We start from the raw sequence: 15,850 nt of genomic DNA, 5'->3' as shown, positions 1-15,850 counted from the left end.
TCCCTTAATTAAATCAAAAGCAGCAGAGCTAAAACCAGCACTGCACCCAACCCCATAGAGGTAGCGTACCAACGGATTTGTCCGTTCTCACTTAAACCAAGCCCTTTATTGCCCCAACGTGACAATACGGCAGGGATATTCATCAATGAGTTCAGAGGATCATTCCGCAACAGTTGTGTAATACCTTTGAATGGTTTTACAAATACCCAGTCATACAGAGCATCAAATCCCCAGGCGTGGAACCACCATGTGGAGAAAAAACGCCCCGGAGCACTGTTTGCTGTCGCATTAACCAAACCACGTTTGCCAAGATACAAGGCTGCGGCCAGCAAAATGCCAAGTACGGCAACCACACCGGAAACAATTTCTAGTGTCATTTTGCTATCATGTCCTGCAATACTGTTTTCCGACGGCAGAACACCCACCAAAGGTGGTACAATCTGCGCCCCCACAAAAGTGGACAGCACTAACAGCACTGACAATGGCAAGGTATGAGTAATTCCTTTCACTGAATGTGCTTTGGTATTTTCTTCTCCATGAAACACAATAAAGATCATGCGGAAGGTATACAGTGAGGTCATTAGTGCACCAATCAGCCCTGCAAGCATCAGATTCATATGACCATTTGCCAGTGCACCCCACAGAATTTCATCTTTACTGTAGAAACCTGCTGTCAGCAAAGGCAGAGCAGATAACGCCGAGCCTCCCACCAGGAAGCAGAGATACACAAATGGAATACGTTTACTCAATCCTCCCATTTTGAAAATATTCTGCTCATGGTGGCAAGCCAGAATCACCGAGCCAGAGGCAAGGAACAACAGTGCCTTAAAGAACGCATGGGTCATCAAATGGAAGATAGCCGCATCCCATGCCTGTACGCCCAATGCCAGAAACATATAACCAATCTGGCTCATAGTGGAATAGGCAAGTACACGTTTGATATCAGTCTGAACCAGTGCTGCAAAGCCTGCCAACAGCAAGGTAACCGCACCAATAATGCCCACCAGATGCAAAATATCAGGCGCCATTAAGAACAGAACATGGCTGCGAGCAATCAGATAGACACCTGCGGTAACCATGGTCGCTGCATGGATCAAAGCAGAAACCGGTGTTGGACCTGCCATCGCATCTGCCAACCATGTTTGCAGCGGTAATTGAGCCGATTTACCTACAGCACCGCCCAGAATCATCAAGGTTGCCCATGTGATTGCAGTAGAACCCGCTTCGATATATTGAGGTGCCAGTACCGCCAGTTCGCGGAAACTCAACGTACCAAGCTGGTCGTAGAGAATAAACATACCAATAGCAAGGAAAACGTCACCTACTCGTGTCACGATAAAGGCTTTCATCGCCGCAGCGCCATTGGCAGGTGTTTTATAGTAAAAACCGATCAACAGGTAACTGCACAACCCCACGCCTTCCCAACCGAGATACATCAGCAGCATATTATCAGCCAGAACCAAGACCACCATACTGGCGATAAACAGGTTGGTATAGGCGAAGAAACGAGAGTAACCTTCTTCACCACGCATATACCATGAAGCATAAATGTGGATCAGGAAACCAACACCGGTTACGACACTCAACATGGTTAATGATAGTCCATCCAATACCAGATTAACTGGAATACTGAAACTATCTGCACTCATCCAGTTCCATAATGTCTGGCTGTAAACAAACCCACCTGTTTCATTGTGAGCCATGCTGTTCTGGGAGAGAAAGTCCACTCCGACCCAAAGAGTGACCAGTGCTGCCAACCCAACAGAACCAATGCCAATAGACGCGGACAGATTTTCAGACCAGCGGCCACGGGAGAATGCCAACAGCAAAAATCCCAACAGTGGCAATAGAATTGTTAAATAGAGTAAGTTCATCCGCGCATCTCACTGACTATATCAATATTCAGGTTCTGGCGACGACGGTACAACTGTAGTAACAGTGCCAGACCGATACTCGCCTCGGCTGCTGCCAACGTAATGGCCAGAATGTACATCACCTGACCATCAGGCTGGAGCCAGTAGCTACCAGCAACGACAAATGCCAGCGCTGAAGCATTGATCATGATTTCCAGACCTATCAACATAAATAACAGATTGCGGCGGATAATCAGGCAAGTGAAGCCCAATGCAAATAGAATAGCCGCCAGAATCAGACCATGTTCTAAAGGTATCATTGTTAGTCCTCCACACGATTGCTGATCACTTCACCCTGACGGCTTTCACGACCAACGTGATACGCCACCACAAGCCCAGCCAGTAATAGCAAAGATGCCAGTTCTACTGCCAGTACATAAGGCCCAAACAAGCTGATGCCCACTTCCTTGGCACTGACTACTTCACCACTAATTTCAGCCTCTGGCAGACTGTTAATGGCAAAGATCAAGACAATCAGTAAGATGGTTGAAAGAATAGCCGGGCCAATCCAGGCTCTCGGTTTCAACCATCCCCTTTCTTGTTCAACAACAGATTTACCAAGATTCAGCATCATCACGACAAAGACGAACAACACCATGATCGCCCCCGCATAAACGATGATTTCCAATGCACCAGCAAAGTAAGCCCCCAGTGAAAAGAACACAACTGAAAGTGCCAGCAGGGAGATAACCAGATACAGCAACGCATGTACTGGATTGGTATGCGTTATTACCCTGAGTGTTGCGAGGATGGCAACCAGCCCTGCGATATAAAATGTGAATTCCATGAATATCGTTCCTTATGGCAACAGGCTTTTAACGTCGATAGGTTTGGCTTCATTGTCGGCTTCACCTTTATCTTTGCCATCAATCGCCATACCTGTCTTACGGTAAAAGTTATAATCAGGGTATTTACCCGGCCCGGAAATCATCAGATCTTCTTTTTCATACACCAGATCCTGACGTTTAAATTCACCCAACTCAAAATCTGGTGTCAATTGGATAGCGGTAGTCGGACAGGCTTCTTCACACAATCCGCAGAAGATACAACGCGAGAAATTGACACGGAAAAACTCAGGATACCAACGGCCATCTTTATGTTCGGCTTTTTGCAGGGAGATACACCCCACTGGACACACTGCTGCACACAGGTTACAGGCAACACAACGCTCTTCACCGTCAGGATCACGCGTCAGAACGATGCGCCCACGGTAACGGGGTGGCACATAAACCGGTTCTTCCGGATACATTTTTGTTTCGCGTTTATGGAAGGCATGAAGCCCTATCATCCAAATACTGCGTACCTGGGTGGCAAAACCAACCAATAACTCTTTTAATGTCATGGTTCAATCACCCCTTTATTGAGCGTTGTATAAAATCACTGCGGCAGTCGCCAGCAGGTTGAGTAAAGTTAACGGCAGACAGATTTTCCAGCCAAATGACACCACCTGGTCATAACGCGGACGCGGTAACGCAGCACGGATCAGGATGAACATCATCATGAAGAATGCTGTTTTCAACGCAAACCAGACGAATGGAGGCAGGAAAGGCCCATGCCAGCCACCAAAGAACATTGTGACGATTAAAGCGGATACCGTCACAATACCGATATATTCCCCGACAAAGAACATACCGAACTTCATGCCGGAATATTCAATATGATAACCATCGGCCAGCTCTTGCTCTGCTTCCGGTTGGTCAAAGGGATGACGGTGACATACCGCAACACCAGCGATGGCAAAGGTCAAGAAACCAAAGAACTGGGGAATGATATTCCACAAATGTTGCTGTGAATTAACAATGTCCACCATGTTGAAAGAGCCAGCCTGTGCCACTACCCCCATCATGGATAGCCCGATGAACACCTCATAACTCAGTGTCTGTGCTGACGCACGCATGGCTCCCAACAAGGAATATTTGTTGTTACTTGACCAGCCAGCAAATAACACGGCGTAAACAGCCAGACCCGCCATCATCATGAAAAACAGGATACCAATGTTCAGATCTGCTGCCATCCACGTTGGACTTACCGGAACAATAGCAAAGGCCAGTAACAGGGAACAAAACCCGATGACAGGCGCCAAAGTAAAGATCATCCGATCAGAGAAACGTGGCACCCAGTCCTCTTTGAAAAACATTTTGATCATGTCAGCAACAAGCTGTAATGACCCGCCCCACCCTACGCGGTTTGGCCCATAGCGATTCTGGAACAGCCCAAGCAAACGACGTTCACCAAAACTCATAAACGCACCACAGGCAACCACAACCAGCAAAATGACAACCGCTTTCAAAACAGAAATCAAAATCACAATTAATTCGGGAGTAATCCAATTCATTATGCAACCTCCCGTAAGTTATTAGCTGATTTACCTGCCAGAACGGGGGGAATGCCCGGCATTCCCAACGGCAGGCCAATCTGCCCCTGAGCAAGATTGCCGCTTAAACGCACAGCTAAGCGTAATTGCTGCCCTGCACAATCAAATGCCATCATGGAACCTTCCTTCACATTCAGCTTTTCAGCATCCTGACGATTCATCATCACATATGGCTCAGGCATACGTTCCTGAATGACATCTGCACGCTGCGACAATTCCTCACTACCGAACAGGTGGAAATAAGGTGCGATGTACCATTCATTCTTCTGCGCAGTAAAAGTGGCCGGAATACTGTCAAAGTAATTCAACCCTCCATCGACTGTCTCAATCAAACGTACTCCAGGATCACCGAAACGCAGTTTACCACCCACTTCTGCCTGGAATTTGTTCCATGCTTGTGGTGAATTCCAACCCGGTGCCCATGCAAATGGAATGTGCTGACGTTCAGCAAACGGGTTGTTGTTACCTTCCATTGAGAAAGCAAATGCGGTGTCGATATCCTGTGGCTGACGCTGTTCATGAACACTGATATTGGCGAGCATCGCAGTACGACCGCTGTAACGATGAGGTGAACGGGCCAGTTTCTGACCACGGATACGGAATGTGGCATCCGGTGCTGCATTAACGATGCCTTTGAATTGCGGCATCTCTTTGACACACGCTTCAATCACATGGTCAAGTTGAGTCCAGTCCGTCTGGCGTTGTGTGTAGGTTGTATACAAAGAGTGCATCCAGCGCCAGCTTTCCAGCATGACAACAGATTTGTCATAGAATGCAGGCTCATACACCTGGAAGTAACGCTGAGCACGACCTTCCTGATTAACCAGAGTGCCGTCACTTTCAGCAAAACTGGAAGCTGACAGGATCAAGTGTGCCTTATCCATGATGGCAGTGCGTTGATGATCAACAACAATCAGGTTTTTCAGGCTATCCAGTGCATTATCAACTTTATCGGCCGGAGCATGACGGTAGAGATCATTTTCCATCACGATAGCAGTATCTGAGTCTCCTTTGGCAATGCGCTGTAAGGCTACATCCAGCGATTGTGCTTCCATCATCGCCAAACCAAGACTATTCGCATATGCTGCAACATAAGAAAGACCGACATTAGCACCATTATCTTTCAGCGCCCATGCAATATTAGCGGCCGCCTGAATCAGGGTATCACTGCCGACATTACTGCCACTGATAATCAATGGTTTTTTCGCTTCACGCAGGGCTTGAGCAACGAGTTCTACTTTTACTTTTAGCTCATCCGGCAAGTCATTGACGGCAGGCGCTATCTTGTTCAGGGCATGTGCCACAGCAAAGCCGAAGCGAGCCTGATCATCAACCGGCGCGTGGTAATTCCATGCCGCGACATCATCCAGTCGGGTACTATCGACGCTGGTTAAGAACAGAGGATATTTGGCATGTTGGCCGATATTCATTACAGCCGCAATCTGCCAGTCTGCCACTTTCTGGGCTGCCGCCATCTCACGCGCTTTGCCCTTGACTGCCTGGCGAACTGACAATGCCATACGGGCTGCGGTTTGGGTCAAATCTTCACCCAGAACTAACACTGCGTCATAATCTTCAATTTCACGCAGAGACGGCGTATAAACACCACCTTGTTGCAGAATTTCCAGCATCATATCAAGACGATACTGCTCTTCCGCTGAAATGCCACTGTAAAAATTCTCTGCACCGACCAATTCACGCAGCGCAAAATTACTTTCAATACTGGCACGTGGTGAACCAATGCCAATAGCATTTTTCGCCTGACGCAGAATATCCGCCCCACCCTGCATAACCTGCTCAGCATTCAGCGAAATCCATTGATCGCCGCGAAGCTGTTGTGGTTGGCGAGGACGATCTTTACGGTTGACATACCCATAACCAAAGCGACCGCGGTCACACATGAAATAGTGGTTAACCGTACCATTATAGCGATTCTCGATCCGGCGCAATTCTCCGTAACGCTCCCCCGGACTGGTGTTACAACCGATACTGCATTGTTGGCAGATGCTCGGTGCAAACTGCATATCCCATTTGCGGTTATAACGCTCTGAGTGCGTTTTATCAGTGAAAACACCTGTCGGGCAGATTTCAACCAGATTACCGGAAAATTCACTTTCCAGCGTGCCATCTTCAGGACGACCAAAATAGACGTTGTCATGAGCACCATAAACGCCCAAATCCGTTCCATCCGCATAATCTTTGTAGTAGCGGACACAGCGGTAACAAGCGATACAACGGTTCATTTCATGAGCAATGAATGGCCCCAGTTCCTGATTTCTGTGAGTGCGTTTGGTAAAACGATACTTACGGAACGAGTGCCCGGTCATCACGGTCATATCCTGCAAATGGCAGTTTCCGCCTTCTTCACAGACAGGACAGTCATGGGGATGGTTAGTCATCAACCATTCCACGACACTTGCGCGGAACTGTTTTGCTTCTTCATCATCAATGGAGATATATGTGCCATCTGAAGCCGGTGTCATACAAGACATTACCAGACGACCACGTGTATCTTCCGCGTTCTGATATTGCTTAACCGCACACTGGCGGCAAGCGCCAACGCTTCCTAGCGCTGGATGCCAGCAAAAATAAGGTATATCAAGCCCCAATGAGAGGCAGGCTTGTAACAGGTTATCAGCCCCGTTTACATCATAATCTTTGCCGTCTACATGTATCGTAGCCATAGTCAGCATGCTTCCCAATGGCCTGCCGTGGCAGGCGTTAATCAAAAATTCTGCTTTAACAAACCGTTCTTACGCGCCATTCTTACAGGTTATTCCTGCAAACCCACCTTACCAACGTTGCTTGAGCAGGTTCGGCTGAATACCCGCAATCAGACTGGTATTTCCGTAATCTTTGGTGACAATCCCCGCTTCAAATTCTTCGCGGAAGTATTTGATCGCACTCTGTAAAGGTTCTACAGCACCAGGGGCATGAGCACAGAAAGTTTTACCAGGGCCGAGAAAACGACAGAGTTGTTCTAAAGTTTCGATATCACCAGGCTGCCCTTTCCTCTCTTCAATGGCGCGGAGAATTTTCACACTCCAGGGCAGACCATCACGGCATGGTGTACACCAGCCACAGGATTCACGGGCGAAGAACTCTTCAAGGTTACGGGTCAGGGAAACCATATTAATTTCATGGTCAACTGCCATTGCAAGAGCCGTTCCCAAACGACTGCCCGCTTTGGCGATATTTTCGAAATCCATCGGCAAGTCAAGGTGATCTGCTGTCAGGAAATCGGTTCCCGCCCCACCTGGCTGCCAAGCCTTGAATTTCAGCCCATCACGCATACCTCCGGCATAATCTTCAAGAATTTCACGGGCCGTAGTGCCAAAAGGCAGTTCCCAAAGGCCCGGATTTTTGACCCGGCCAGAGAACCCCATCAGTTTGGTGCCGGCATCTTTACTTTTGCCTTCACTTAAACCGATGTACCACTCTTTACCATATTCGAGGATAGCCGGAACGTTACACAGGGTTTCAACGTTATTGACACAAGTTGGTTTGCCCCAGACACCCGCGGTTGCCGGGAATGGAGGTTTAGAACGAGGGTTCGCACGACGCCCTTCAAGGGAGTTAATCAGTGCAGTTTCTTCACCACAGATATAACGTCCCGCGCCGGTATGAACAAACAACTCAAAATCAAAACCACTGCCCAGAATATTTTTGCCAAGCAACCCCACCGCTTTCGCTTCTTCAATGGCTTTACGCAGGTGAACCGCAGATTCAACATATTCACCACGCAGGAAAATATAGCCACGGTATGCTTTCAGAGCAAAAGCACTGATCAGCATTCCTTCCACCAGCAAGTGCGGTAGTTGCTCCATCAACAAGCGGTCTTTATACGTGCCGGGTTCCATTTCGTCAGCATTACACAACAGGTAGCGGATATTCATGCTTTCATCTTTTGGCATCAGGCTCCACTTCAACCCTGTAGAGAAACCTGCGCCACCGCGCCCCTTCAAACCGGCATCTTTTACTAATGTGGTAACTTCATCAGGAGCCATACCTTTCAGTGCTCTTTCGGCTCCTTTATAACCATTCTTGCTACGGTATTCATCCAGCCAGACAGGTTGTTGGTCATCACGCAACCGCCATGTCAGGGGATGAGTTTCCGCCGTGCGGATAATTTCTTTCACTCCTGAATGCGTTGTCATTGATACTGCTCCAGCAATTTTTCAATTTCTTCGGGTTTCACATAACTGTGAGTATCTTCATCAATCATCATGGTTGGCCCTTTATCACAGTTACCCAGACAGCAGGTTGGCAATAATGTGAAACGCCCATCTGCAGTGGTTTGACCCGGACGAATGTTCAGGTGTTTTTCTATTGCCGCCTGAACCCCCTGATAGCCGGTGATGTGACAAACAACACTGTCACAATAACGAATAATGTGACGCCCTACTGGCTGACGGTAAATCTGGCTGTAAAATGTCGCCACACCTTCCACATCACTGGCAGGAATACCTAAAACCTCAGCAATGGCTGAGATCGCACCATCCGGTACCCAACCACGCTGTTTTTGCACAATTTTCAGTGCCTCAATTGACGCTGCACGCGGATCTTCGTAGTGGTGTTTTTCCTGCTCAATGGCATCACGTTCTCCGGCACTCAGTACAAACTTATTCGATGTCTGAGCGTCCGTTACGTTAACCACATCAAGGCGTGCTTGCTTGTTTGCGTTAAATTCACTTTGCATCGTTAGCGATCCACATCAGACATAACAAAATCGATACTACCCAGATAAACGATCAGATCAGAAACCAGACTACCGCGGATCACCGATGGGATCTGCTGTAGATGAGCAAAACTCGGTGTGCGGATACGGGTGCGGTAACTCATAGTGCTACCATCACTGGTCAGGTAATAACTGTTGATCCCTTTAGTCGCTTCGATCATCTGGAATGATTCATTAGCAGGCATGACGGGCCCCCATGACACCTGAAGGAAGTGGTTAATCATGGTTTCGATATGTTGCAGGGTACGCTCTCTGGGAGGGGGAGTGGTCAGTGGATGATCAGCCTTGAATGGCCCTTCCGGCATATGCTTGAGACACTGTTCAAGGATGCGCATACTCTGACGGATTTCTTCCACTTTCAGCATCACACGGTCATAACAGTCGCCGTTATAGCCAGTCGGTACTTCAAAATCGAAGTTTTCGTAACCGGAATAAGGACGCCATTTACGTACATCGAAACCAATGCCTGTTGCGCGCAAACCTGCGCCTGTTACGCCCCAATCCAGTGCCTGTTTAGCATTGTAAGCTGCCACTCCGACAGAACGTCCTTTCAGGACACTATTTTTCAATGCCGCTTTGACATAGGAATTCAAACGCTTCGGTAGCCAGTCCAGTAACTCACGCAGAAGTTTATCCCAACCTCGCGGCAGGTCATGGGCAACACCACCGATACGGAACCAGGCCGGATGCATACGAAAACCAGTAATGGCTTCAACAACATCGTAAACTTTCTGGCGGTCAGTAAAGGCGAAGAACACGGGTGTCATTGCCCCAACGTCCTGAATAAAGGTACTGATGTAGAGCAAGTGGCTATTGATGCGAAACAGTTCAGACAACATGACGCGGATAGCTTTCACGCGTTCAGGCACCTCAATGCCAGCCAGTTTCTCAACGGCAAGCACATAAGGCATTTCGTTGACACATCCTCCCAGATATTCGATCCGGTCGGTATAAGGGATATAACTGTGCCATGACTGGCGTTCTCCCATTTTTTCCGCACCGCGGTGGTGATAACCAATATCGGGAACACAATCAACAATCTCTTCACCATCAAGCTGAAGAATAATGCGGAATGCACCGTGAGCCGAGGGGTGATTTGGCCCAAGGTTAAGAAACATAAAGTCTTCATTTTCAGTGCCGCGTTTCATCCCCCACTCTTCTGGTTTGAAAGTCAGCGCTTCCATTTCCAGATCTTCTTTCTGCTTGGTCAACATGAAAGGATCAAATTCTGTGGCACGCGCAGAATATTCTTTACGCAACGGATGGCCTTCCCAAGTTGGTGGCATCAGGATACGACGTAAATTAGGATGGCCATTGAATGTAATGCCAAACATTTCCCACGTTTCACGTTCATACCAATTGGCATTCGGAAAAATTGATGTGATGGTCGGAATATTCAGATCTTTTTCATTGAGCGCAACTTTCAGCATGATGTCACGATTACGCTCAATGGAAATCAAGTGATAAAATACCGAAAAGTCCGCCGCTGGCAGGCCTTGTCGGTGAGAACGCTGACGCTCATCAATACCATGCAAGTCAAACAGCATGACATAAGGTTTGGGTAACTTCTTCAGGAACGTGATTACTTCCAGCAATTGTTCCCGCTTTACCCAGACAACCGGTAGACCGGTTCGGGTAGGTTGGACGGTAAACGCATCGGGGCCAAATTGGCGATTAAGCTCGCTTACGACCGGATCATCCGTGTGATCCCTTGTTTCCCAAGCAGGCCGTACGCTTTCTTGCGCTATCTGATCTGTCATCATTCTTCACCACAACGCTTGATCAGGTTTAATGTGATCGCAACACATTTTTGAGTTACGACATTGCTCTGGTTATTCTTAATGGCTAAAAGCCTTAAATTTCATCTGGGGTACGCAGGTTTGTCACTGCAATACGTTCACCACGCTTCCGTTCTCTTTCTGATTGCATATTTGCGCGGTAAACCCCCTGATCACCAACAACCCATGACAATGGGCGACGTTCTTTGCCAATAGATTCCTGCAATAACAGTAGTGCCTGCATATAAGCTTCAGGGCGGGGTGGACAGCCCGGAATGTAGACATCAACAGGAATAAACTTATCAACTCCCTGAACAACAGAGTAAATATCATACATACCACCTGAGTTTGCACAGGCTCCCATCGAAATGACCCACTTCGGTTCCAGCATTTGGTCATATAAACGCTGGATCACAGGGGCCATCTTGACGAAACAAGTGCCTGATATCACCATGAAATCAGCCTGACGGGGAGATGCTCGCAGTACTTCTGCACCGAAACGGGCTACGTCATGAACGGCGGTAAAAGACGTCACCATTTCTACGTAACAACAGGAAAGGCCAAAGTTATAAGGCCATAAGGAATTCTTCCTTCCCCAATTCACCATGTCATGCAAAGCATGTTCTAATTTACCCATATAGACACTACGGTGGACGTGCTGCTCAAGGGGATCGCTGACAAGCTCCTGTTTTTGCAGGGGATAACGGTCATTCTCACCGTTCGGATCTATGCGGGTGAGCGTATAATCCATCTTTATGCCTCGCTATTACTGCATGTGACTGTTGTTGGTATTAACATTAGCGGTATGAACATCAACACTAGGTTTACTGACCTGACGCCTTGAACGTGCGGGTGTCCAATTCAATGCCCCGATACGTGCCAGATAAACCAAGCCTGCCAATAACACCAAAATGAAAATGCTTGCTTCGGCAAAGCCTAACCAGCCACTCTCTTTGATAGAGACTGACCATGCATATAAGTAAAGGGCTTCAACGTCGAAGATAACAAAGAACATGGCAACCAGATAAAACTTTGCCGACAGACGGAGACGGGCACTGCCGACAGAATCGATACCCGATTCATAAGGTATATGTTTTGCTCTGGCTTTCGCTCTGCCCCCAAGAAAGTACGCACCCAGTAACATGAGTGCACACAAACCAAGAGCACCTATCAGGAAAATCGCAAACGCCCAGTGGTGGGCCAAAACTCCAGTAGATGTAGACATACTCGTTGCTTACTCATCAAAAGTGGTGTCAAGGGTCTGCTCTTTTTACCTTACCGGCAGTATTGCACCACATCGATTCATGGGAAGGGATAACAACCAAATCTGAAACAGTGCTAATCAATTTTTTTGATGGCATGGATCGTCTTGGTTTTTATTCCTCTCAACACTTTTATCTGTCATGACAAAAGTGCCTGCTTATTTATTTACAAAGCACAAACCTTTGATTAACAGATTGTGCTTGCATACCGCTAAAACGTGTCAGTAGAACAAAAAAATATCAACACATTATAACTAGTTTAACCGATAACTCGACTTTACTACACTATTATCTCAGGAAAAACCTGTCTTTCCACTGTATCGGTTGGGATATTTTTATGATCAAGTGCACAGTTTCATTGAAAAACATTAAACAACGGAACGCATTTTATTCAACTCTTAATAAATTGTTTCAAAAAGAAACGATTGAAGTTCAATAACACAACTATTTCTGAAAATAGATTTATATTATCAATTTAAAAAACGAAAGTTGTTAACAAAACAACATTGTTTTAACTAAAATTCGAAAGGGATAAGAAAATTAATAGAGGATATTTCTGGTGGTAAATATCAGAAATAGGAATGAAAACGTGAAAGGATTATTAATAACAACTTAGAAACAGGCTAATATTTCCACAAATAAAATGGAAATATTAGCCTATAAAACACACGTAATATTTACTCGTTTATATTTTCTACCGAAGACTCTTCAGTAGATTCAACAGACTCATCTATATCATCTGTTTCATCGGAATCAATTGATGTCACGGTATAAGGTGTTTTCTTATTTTGTATAGCATCAAAAACAGTCAGGACAGATTCATTTTGTTCGTTACTGTTGCGATACAAAAAGAATTGTATTTCAGGTAAACGTGGTAGCCCTTCACTTTCTCCCAAAATTCTTAAATCTGCGTTCTGCATTTCCAAAGGACGAGCAGTAATGCCAACCTCTGCATTGACGGCAGAACGAACAGCAGATAAAGAAGCGGCTTCATAGGCAATACGCCATGGAATGCCACTCATATCTAGTGTTTCAAGAGCAATCTGACGGAATGTGTTGGTTTCGTCCATTACGACTAAAGGGACAGGCTCATTCATCTGTAACTGGAAATCTGGTGCACAATGCCACAGTACAGGCGAAGAACGTAATACGGTGCTAGGATGATGGTTAATTTTTGCTGTGGTTAATGCTAAATCAATTTCATGGTTATCCAGCATACTCTCAATAAACTGACTACGTTTAATACGCACATCAACAGCTATACGCGGATAGACAGAAGCAATGCGGTTCAACAGGAAAGGCAGGAGAGTATCAACTGTGTCATCAGACGCTCCTATCCTGAGCTCACCGTCTGCATCATTGTATGTTAATGATGCGGTAGCATCGTCATTAGCACGCAGGATTTGGCGCGCATAACCAAGAAGTTGAAGCCCGTGCTCAGTAAGAAGCTTATTACGACCGTGGCGAGCAAATAATTCTCTCCCCACAAGGTGCTCCAAACGTTGCATTTGCTGACTGACAGCCGACTGCGTTCTACAAACTGCTGCTGCTGCTGCTGCAAAAGTATTTAAGTCAGCAACGGCAACGAAAGTTCTTAGCAGATCGAGATCGAGGTTTATTATCTGACGATTTGCATTTATCATTGTTTATTCATCACTTTTTTTTGATTTTAATTACTAACTAACCTGGTGTTTTTACTTCAGCAGTATCAAATAAAATAATACCGATTCTGACATTACTCTACTCTATTAAAGAGGGCAAAGGTTTACTGCATTTTTTTACTATTTATATCTTCATGGGTTTTATTTTCTCCTTTCTTAACAAAATTTATGCAATCTCTAAATTAATACACAAACAAAAACCTATTTACCTCACATAACCATCAATTTCCAGTACAAATAGTCTTTTTCTGACTTGCCTCAAAGAATAACATAACTTCAATTCGGAAAACTTAACCAAACCAAGCAATATTAGTATTTTTAATGAATTAATATTTTTATCGAAAAGTCATGAAAATGTTACGGGTAAAAATTCAAAAACATTGCCAAAGTATCTATGATAAAACCCTTAATTAATTTTATGTCGGCAAAGATAAATTATAAGAATACATTATACAAATTATCTTACTTTTATTGACAATTCAGCTTGCATTTTTGTTTTTAGGTTAAAAAATCAGTACCAAATACTCTATCATCTCAATCAGCCAACTAAAAACACCCAATTATCCAGAGTTAAACTCTGACATAACAAAAACAACAAAAACCATAATCTAATTAAACTGATGTTTTTAGATAGCAGACTTATGCATTAGACTTTAAAACAACCATTTTCACCAAAGATATCAGAGGCTCTTCAAAAGATTGACAGAGAGGAGTACATTGAACATCACATTTTGTAGGCCGGATAAGATCCACTTTTTGCCCAGAGAAAGGTTAAGGCACCGTATGTTTTCCATTAATAAATCCAGCAAATTAGATAATGTCTGCTATGACATCCGAGGTAATACACTTAAAGAAGCCAAACGGCTTGAAGAGGAAGGGAATAAGGTACTGAAATTAAATATTGGTAATCCGGCACCATTTGGTTTCGAAGCACCTGATGAAATTTTAGTTGATGTTATCCGCAACCTGCCAACAGCCCAGGGCTATTCTGACTCAAAAGGTCTGTACTCTGCGCGTAAAGCAATCATGCAACACTATCAAGCCCGAAACATGCTGGACGTTACCGTTGAAGATATCTTTATTGGTAATGGTGTTTCTGAACTTATTGTTCAGTCTATGCAGGCCTTGCTCAATACCGGCGATGAAATGCTGGTTCCGGCCCCTGATTATCCGCTCTGGACAGCCGCCGTTTCTCTCTCCAGCGGCAAATCTGTCCACTATTTATGTGATGAACAACAAGGCTGGTTCCCTGATTTAGATGATATCCGCCGTAAAATCACACCGCGTACCCGCGGTATTGTCATTATTAATCCGAACAACCCGACAGGGGCGGTATACAGTAAAGAAATCCTGCTGGAAATTGTGGAAATTGCCCGCCAGCATAATCTGATTATTTTCGCTGACGAAATTTACGACAAGATCCTATACGATGATGCTCAACATCATTCCATTGCCGCCCTGGCGCCAGATCTTTTTACCGTCACCTTTAACGGCCTGTCAAAAACCTATCGTGTTGCGGGATTCCGTCAGGGTTGGATGGTACTGAATGGCCCGAAAAAACAGGCAAAAGGTTATATTGAAGGGTTGGAAATGTTGGCATCTATGCGCCTTTGCGCCAACGTTCCGATGCAACATTCAATTCAAACTGCATTAGGTGGTTATCAAAGCATCAGTGAGTTCATTTTTCCGGGAGGACGTCTCTATGAACAGCGCAATCATGCCTGGGAACTGATTAACCAGATCCCCGGAGTTTCCTGTGTGAAACCCATGGGTGCTTTATATATGTTCCCTAAAATTGATACCAAGCGTTTCAATATTTATGATGACCAGAAAATGGTCTTGGATCTTTTACTACAAGAAAAAGTGTTACTGGTTCAGGGAACTGCATTTAACTGGCCAGAACCAGATCATTTCCGCATTGTTACCCTGCCACATATCGCAGATTTGCAAATGGCTATTGATAAATTTGCCCGTTTCATCGGTAAATATCATCAATAAACATTAAAAAAATGACTAATCCCATGGATTTCAAGTTGCAGCTTTGTTAGCTGCAACTTGAAGCATAAAATGTATGATGCTGTTTTTTTCACCCGCAAATGGTTTACTTCCCTCCAGCCAACATCC

General features: G+C 45.5%; 13 protein-coding genes. 1 reads left to right on the top strand and 12 read right to left on the bottom strand.

The genetic code is table 11. The features are described from left to right. Positions 1-8: 8 nt before the first annotated feature. From nuoL to hexA, 12 genes are all read right to left on the bottom strand, one after another. Complete coding sequence (gene nuoL, locus ABLA85_RS06185) at positions 9-1,874, bottom strand: NADH-quinone oxidoreductase subunit L (RefSeq protein ID WP_367962277.1); 1,866 nt, start codon at positions 1,872-1,874, stop codon at positions 9-11. Next, positions 1,871-2,173, bottom strand: a complete 303-nt coding sequence (gene nuoK, locus ABLA85_RS06180) for an NADH-quinone oxidoreductase subunit NuoK (protein WP_038268170.1) — start codon at positions 2,171-2,173, stop codon at positions 1,871-1,873. The genes nuoL and nuoK overlap by 4 nt, the downstream gene beginning before the upstream one ends. Before the next feature lie 2 nt (positions 2,174-2,175). Continuing rightward, the gene (gene nuoJ / locus ABLA85_RS06175) at positions 2,176-2,700 is read right to left on the bottom strand and encodes an NADH-quinone oxidoreductase subunit J (RefSeq protein WP_187650439.1); all 525 of its coding nucleotides are present in this window, start codon (positions 2,698-2,700) and stop codon (positions 2,176-2,178) included. Between the two features lie 12 nt (positions 2,701-2,712). Next, positions 2,713-3,255 carry an NADH-quinone oxidoreductase subunit NuoI gene (gene nuoI, locus ABLA85_RS06170; protein WP_047682329.1) on the bottom strand — a complete coding sequence of 181 codons (543 nt, stop codon included), beginning with the start codon at positions 3,253-3,255 and terminating at the stop codon, positions 2,713-2,715. A gap of 15 nt (positions 3,256-3,270) precedes the next feature. Further along, entirely contained in the window at positions 3,271-4,248 is a 978-nt protein-coding gene (gene nuoH, locus ABLA85_RS06165) for an NADH-quinone oxidoreductase subunit NuoH (RefSeq protein ID WP_367962274.1), read from the bottom strand. Continuing rightward, the gene (gene nuoG, locus ABLA85_RS06160; RefSeq protein ID WP_367962272.1) at positions 4,248-6,971 is read right to left on the bottom strand and encodes an NADH-quinone oxidoreductase subunit NuoG; all 2,724 of its coding nucleotides are present in this window, start codon (positions 6,969-6,971) and stop codon (positions 4,248-4,250) included. Before nuoG ends, nuoH begins: the two co-directional genes overlap by 1 nt. A 108-nt stretch (positions 6,972-7,079) precedes the next feature. Further along, complete coding sequence (gene nuoF / locus ABLA85_RS06155; RefSeq protein WP_367962270.1) at positions 7,080-8,444, bottom strand: NADH-quinone oxidoreductase subunit NuoF; 1,365 nt, start codon at positions 8,442-8,444, stop codon at positions 7,080-7,082. Next, entirely contained in the window at positions 8,441-8,986 is a 546-nt protein-coding gene (gene nuoE, locus ABLA85_RS06150) for an NADH-quinone oxidoreductase subunit NuoE (protein ID WP_367962268.1), read from the bottom strand. The genes nuoF and nuoE overlap by 4 nt, the downstream gene beginning before the upstream one ends. 2 nt (positions 8,987-8,988) lie before the next feature. Beyond that, complete coding sequence (gene nuoC / locus ABLA85_RS06145; protein WP_367962266.1) at positions 8,989-10,788, bottom strand: NADH-quinone oxidoreductase subunit C/D; 1,800 nt, start codon at positions 10,786-10,788, stop codon at positions 8,989-8,991. 91 nt (positions 10,789-10,879) lie between these two features. After that, positions 10,880-11,554: an NADH-quinone oxidoreductase subunit B family protein gene (locus ABLA85_RS06140; RefSeq protein WP_047682317.1), complete on the bottom strand. Its 675-nt coding sequence runs from the start codon at positions 11,552-11,554 to the stop codon at positions 10,880-10,882. Between the two features lie 15 nt (positions 11,555-11,569). Continuing rightward, positions 11,570-12,028, bottom strand: a complete 459-nt coding sequence (locus ABLA85_RS06135; RefSeq protein ID WP_047682314.1) for an NADH-quinone oxidoreductase subunit A — start codon at positions 12,026-12,028, stop codon at positions 11,570-11,572. A gap of 714 nt (positions 12,029-12,742) precedes the next feature. Further along, positions 12,743-13,708: a transcriptional regulator HexA gene (hexA, locus tag ABLA85_RS06130; protein ID WP_367962264.1), complete on the bottom strand. Its 966-nt coding sequence runs from the start codon at positions 13,706-13,708 to the stop codon at positions 12,743-12,745. Positions 13,709-14,509: 801 nt separating this feature from the next. Here hexA and ABLA85_RS06125 point away from each other — a divergent pair. Then, positions 14,510-15,724, top strand: a complete 1,215-nt coding sequence (locus ABLA85_RS06125; RefSeq protein WP_367962262.1) for a pyridoxal phosphate-dependent aminotransferase — start codon at positions 14,510-14,512, stop codon at positions 15,722-15,724. Positions 15,725-15,850 lie beyond the last annotated feature (126 nt).

The sequence above is a fragment of the Xenorhabdus sp. SGI246 genome (assembly GCF_040838225.1).
Lineage (GTDB): Bacteria > Pseudomonadota > Gammaproteobacteria > Enterobacterales > Enterobacteriaceae > Xenorhabdus > Xenorhabdus indica.
Note: the sequence above shows the minus strand (reverse complement) of the source record. Positions and strands in the feature narration are given on the sequence as shown.

What these genes read in the sequence shown, in the direction of transcription:
- ABLA85_RS06140 (WP_047682317.1), bottom strand. Translation starts at nt 11,554, where the DNA reads ATGGATTATACGCTCACCCGCATAGATCCGAACGGTGAGAATGACCGT.
- nuoJ (WP_187650439.1), bottom strand. Translation starts at nt 2,700, where the DNA reads ATGGAATTCACATTTTATATCGCAGGGCTGGTTGCCATCCTCGCAACA.
- nuoH (WP_367962274.1), bottom strand. Translation starts at nt 4,248, where the DNA reads ATGAATTGGATTACTCCCGAATTAATTGTGATTTTGATTTCTGTTTTG.
- nuoK (WP_038268170.1), bottom strand. Translation starts at nt 2,173, where the DNA reads ATGATACCTTTAGAACATGGTCTGATTCTGGCGGCTATTCTATTTGCA.
- nuoC (WP_367962266.1), bottom strand. Translation starts at nt 10,788, where the DNA reads ATGATGACAGATCAGATAGCGCAAGAAAGCGTACGGCCTGCTTGGGAA.
- nuoF (WP_367962270.1), bottom strand. Translation starts at nt 8,444, where the DNA reads ATGACAACGCATTCAGGAGTGAAAGAAATTATCCGCACGGCGGAAACT.
- nuoL (WP_367962277.1), bottom strand. Translation starts at nt 1,874, where the DNA reads ATGAACTTACTCTATTTAACAATTCTATTGCCACTGTTGGGATTTTTG.
- nuoG (WP_367962272.1), bottom strand. Translation starts at nt 6,971, where the DNA reads ATGGCTACGATACATGTAGACGGCAAAGATTATGATGTAAACGGGGCT.
- ABLA85_RS06125 (WP_367962262.1), top strand. Translation starts at nt 14,510, where the DNA reads ATGTTTTCCATTAATAAATCCAGCAAATTAGATAATGTCTGCTATGAC.
- nuoI (WP_047682329.1), bottom strand. Translation starts at nt 3,255, where the DNA reads ATGACATTAAAAGAGTTATTGGTTGGTTTTGCCACCCAGGTACGCAGT.
- hexA (WP_367962264.1), bottom strand. Translation starts at nt 13,708, where the DNA reads ATGATAAATGCAAATCGTCAGATAATAAACCTCGATCTCGATCTGCTA.
- nuoE (WP_367962268.1), bottom strand. Translation starts at nt 8,986, where the DNA reads ATGCAAAGTGAATTTAACGCAAACAAGCAAGCACGCCTTGATGTGGTT.
- ABLA85_RS06135 (WP_047682314.1), bottom strand. Translation starts at nt 12,028, where the DNA reads ATGTCTACATCTACTGGAGTTTTGGCCCACCACTGGGCGTTTGCGATT.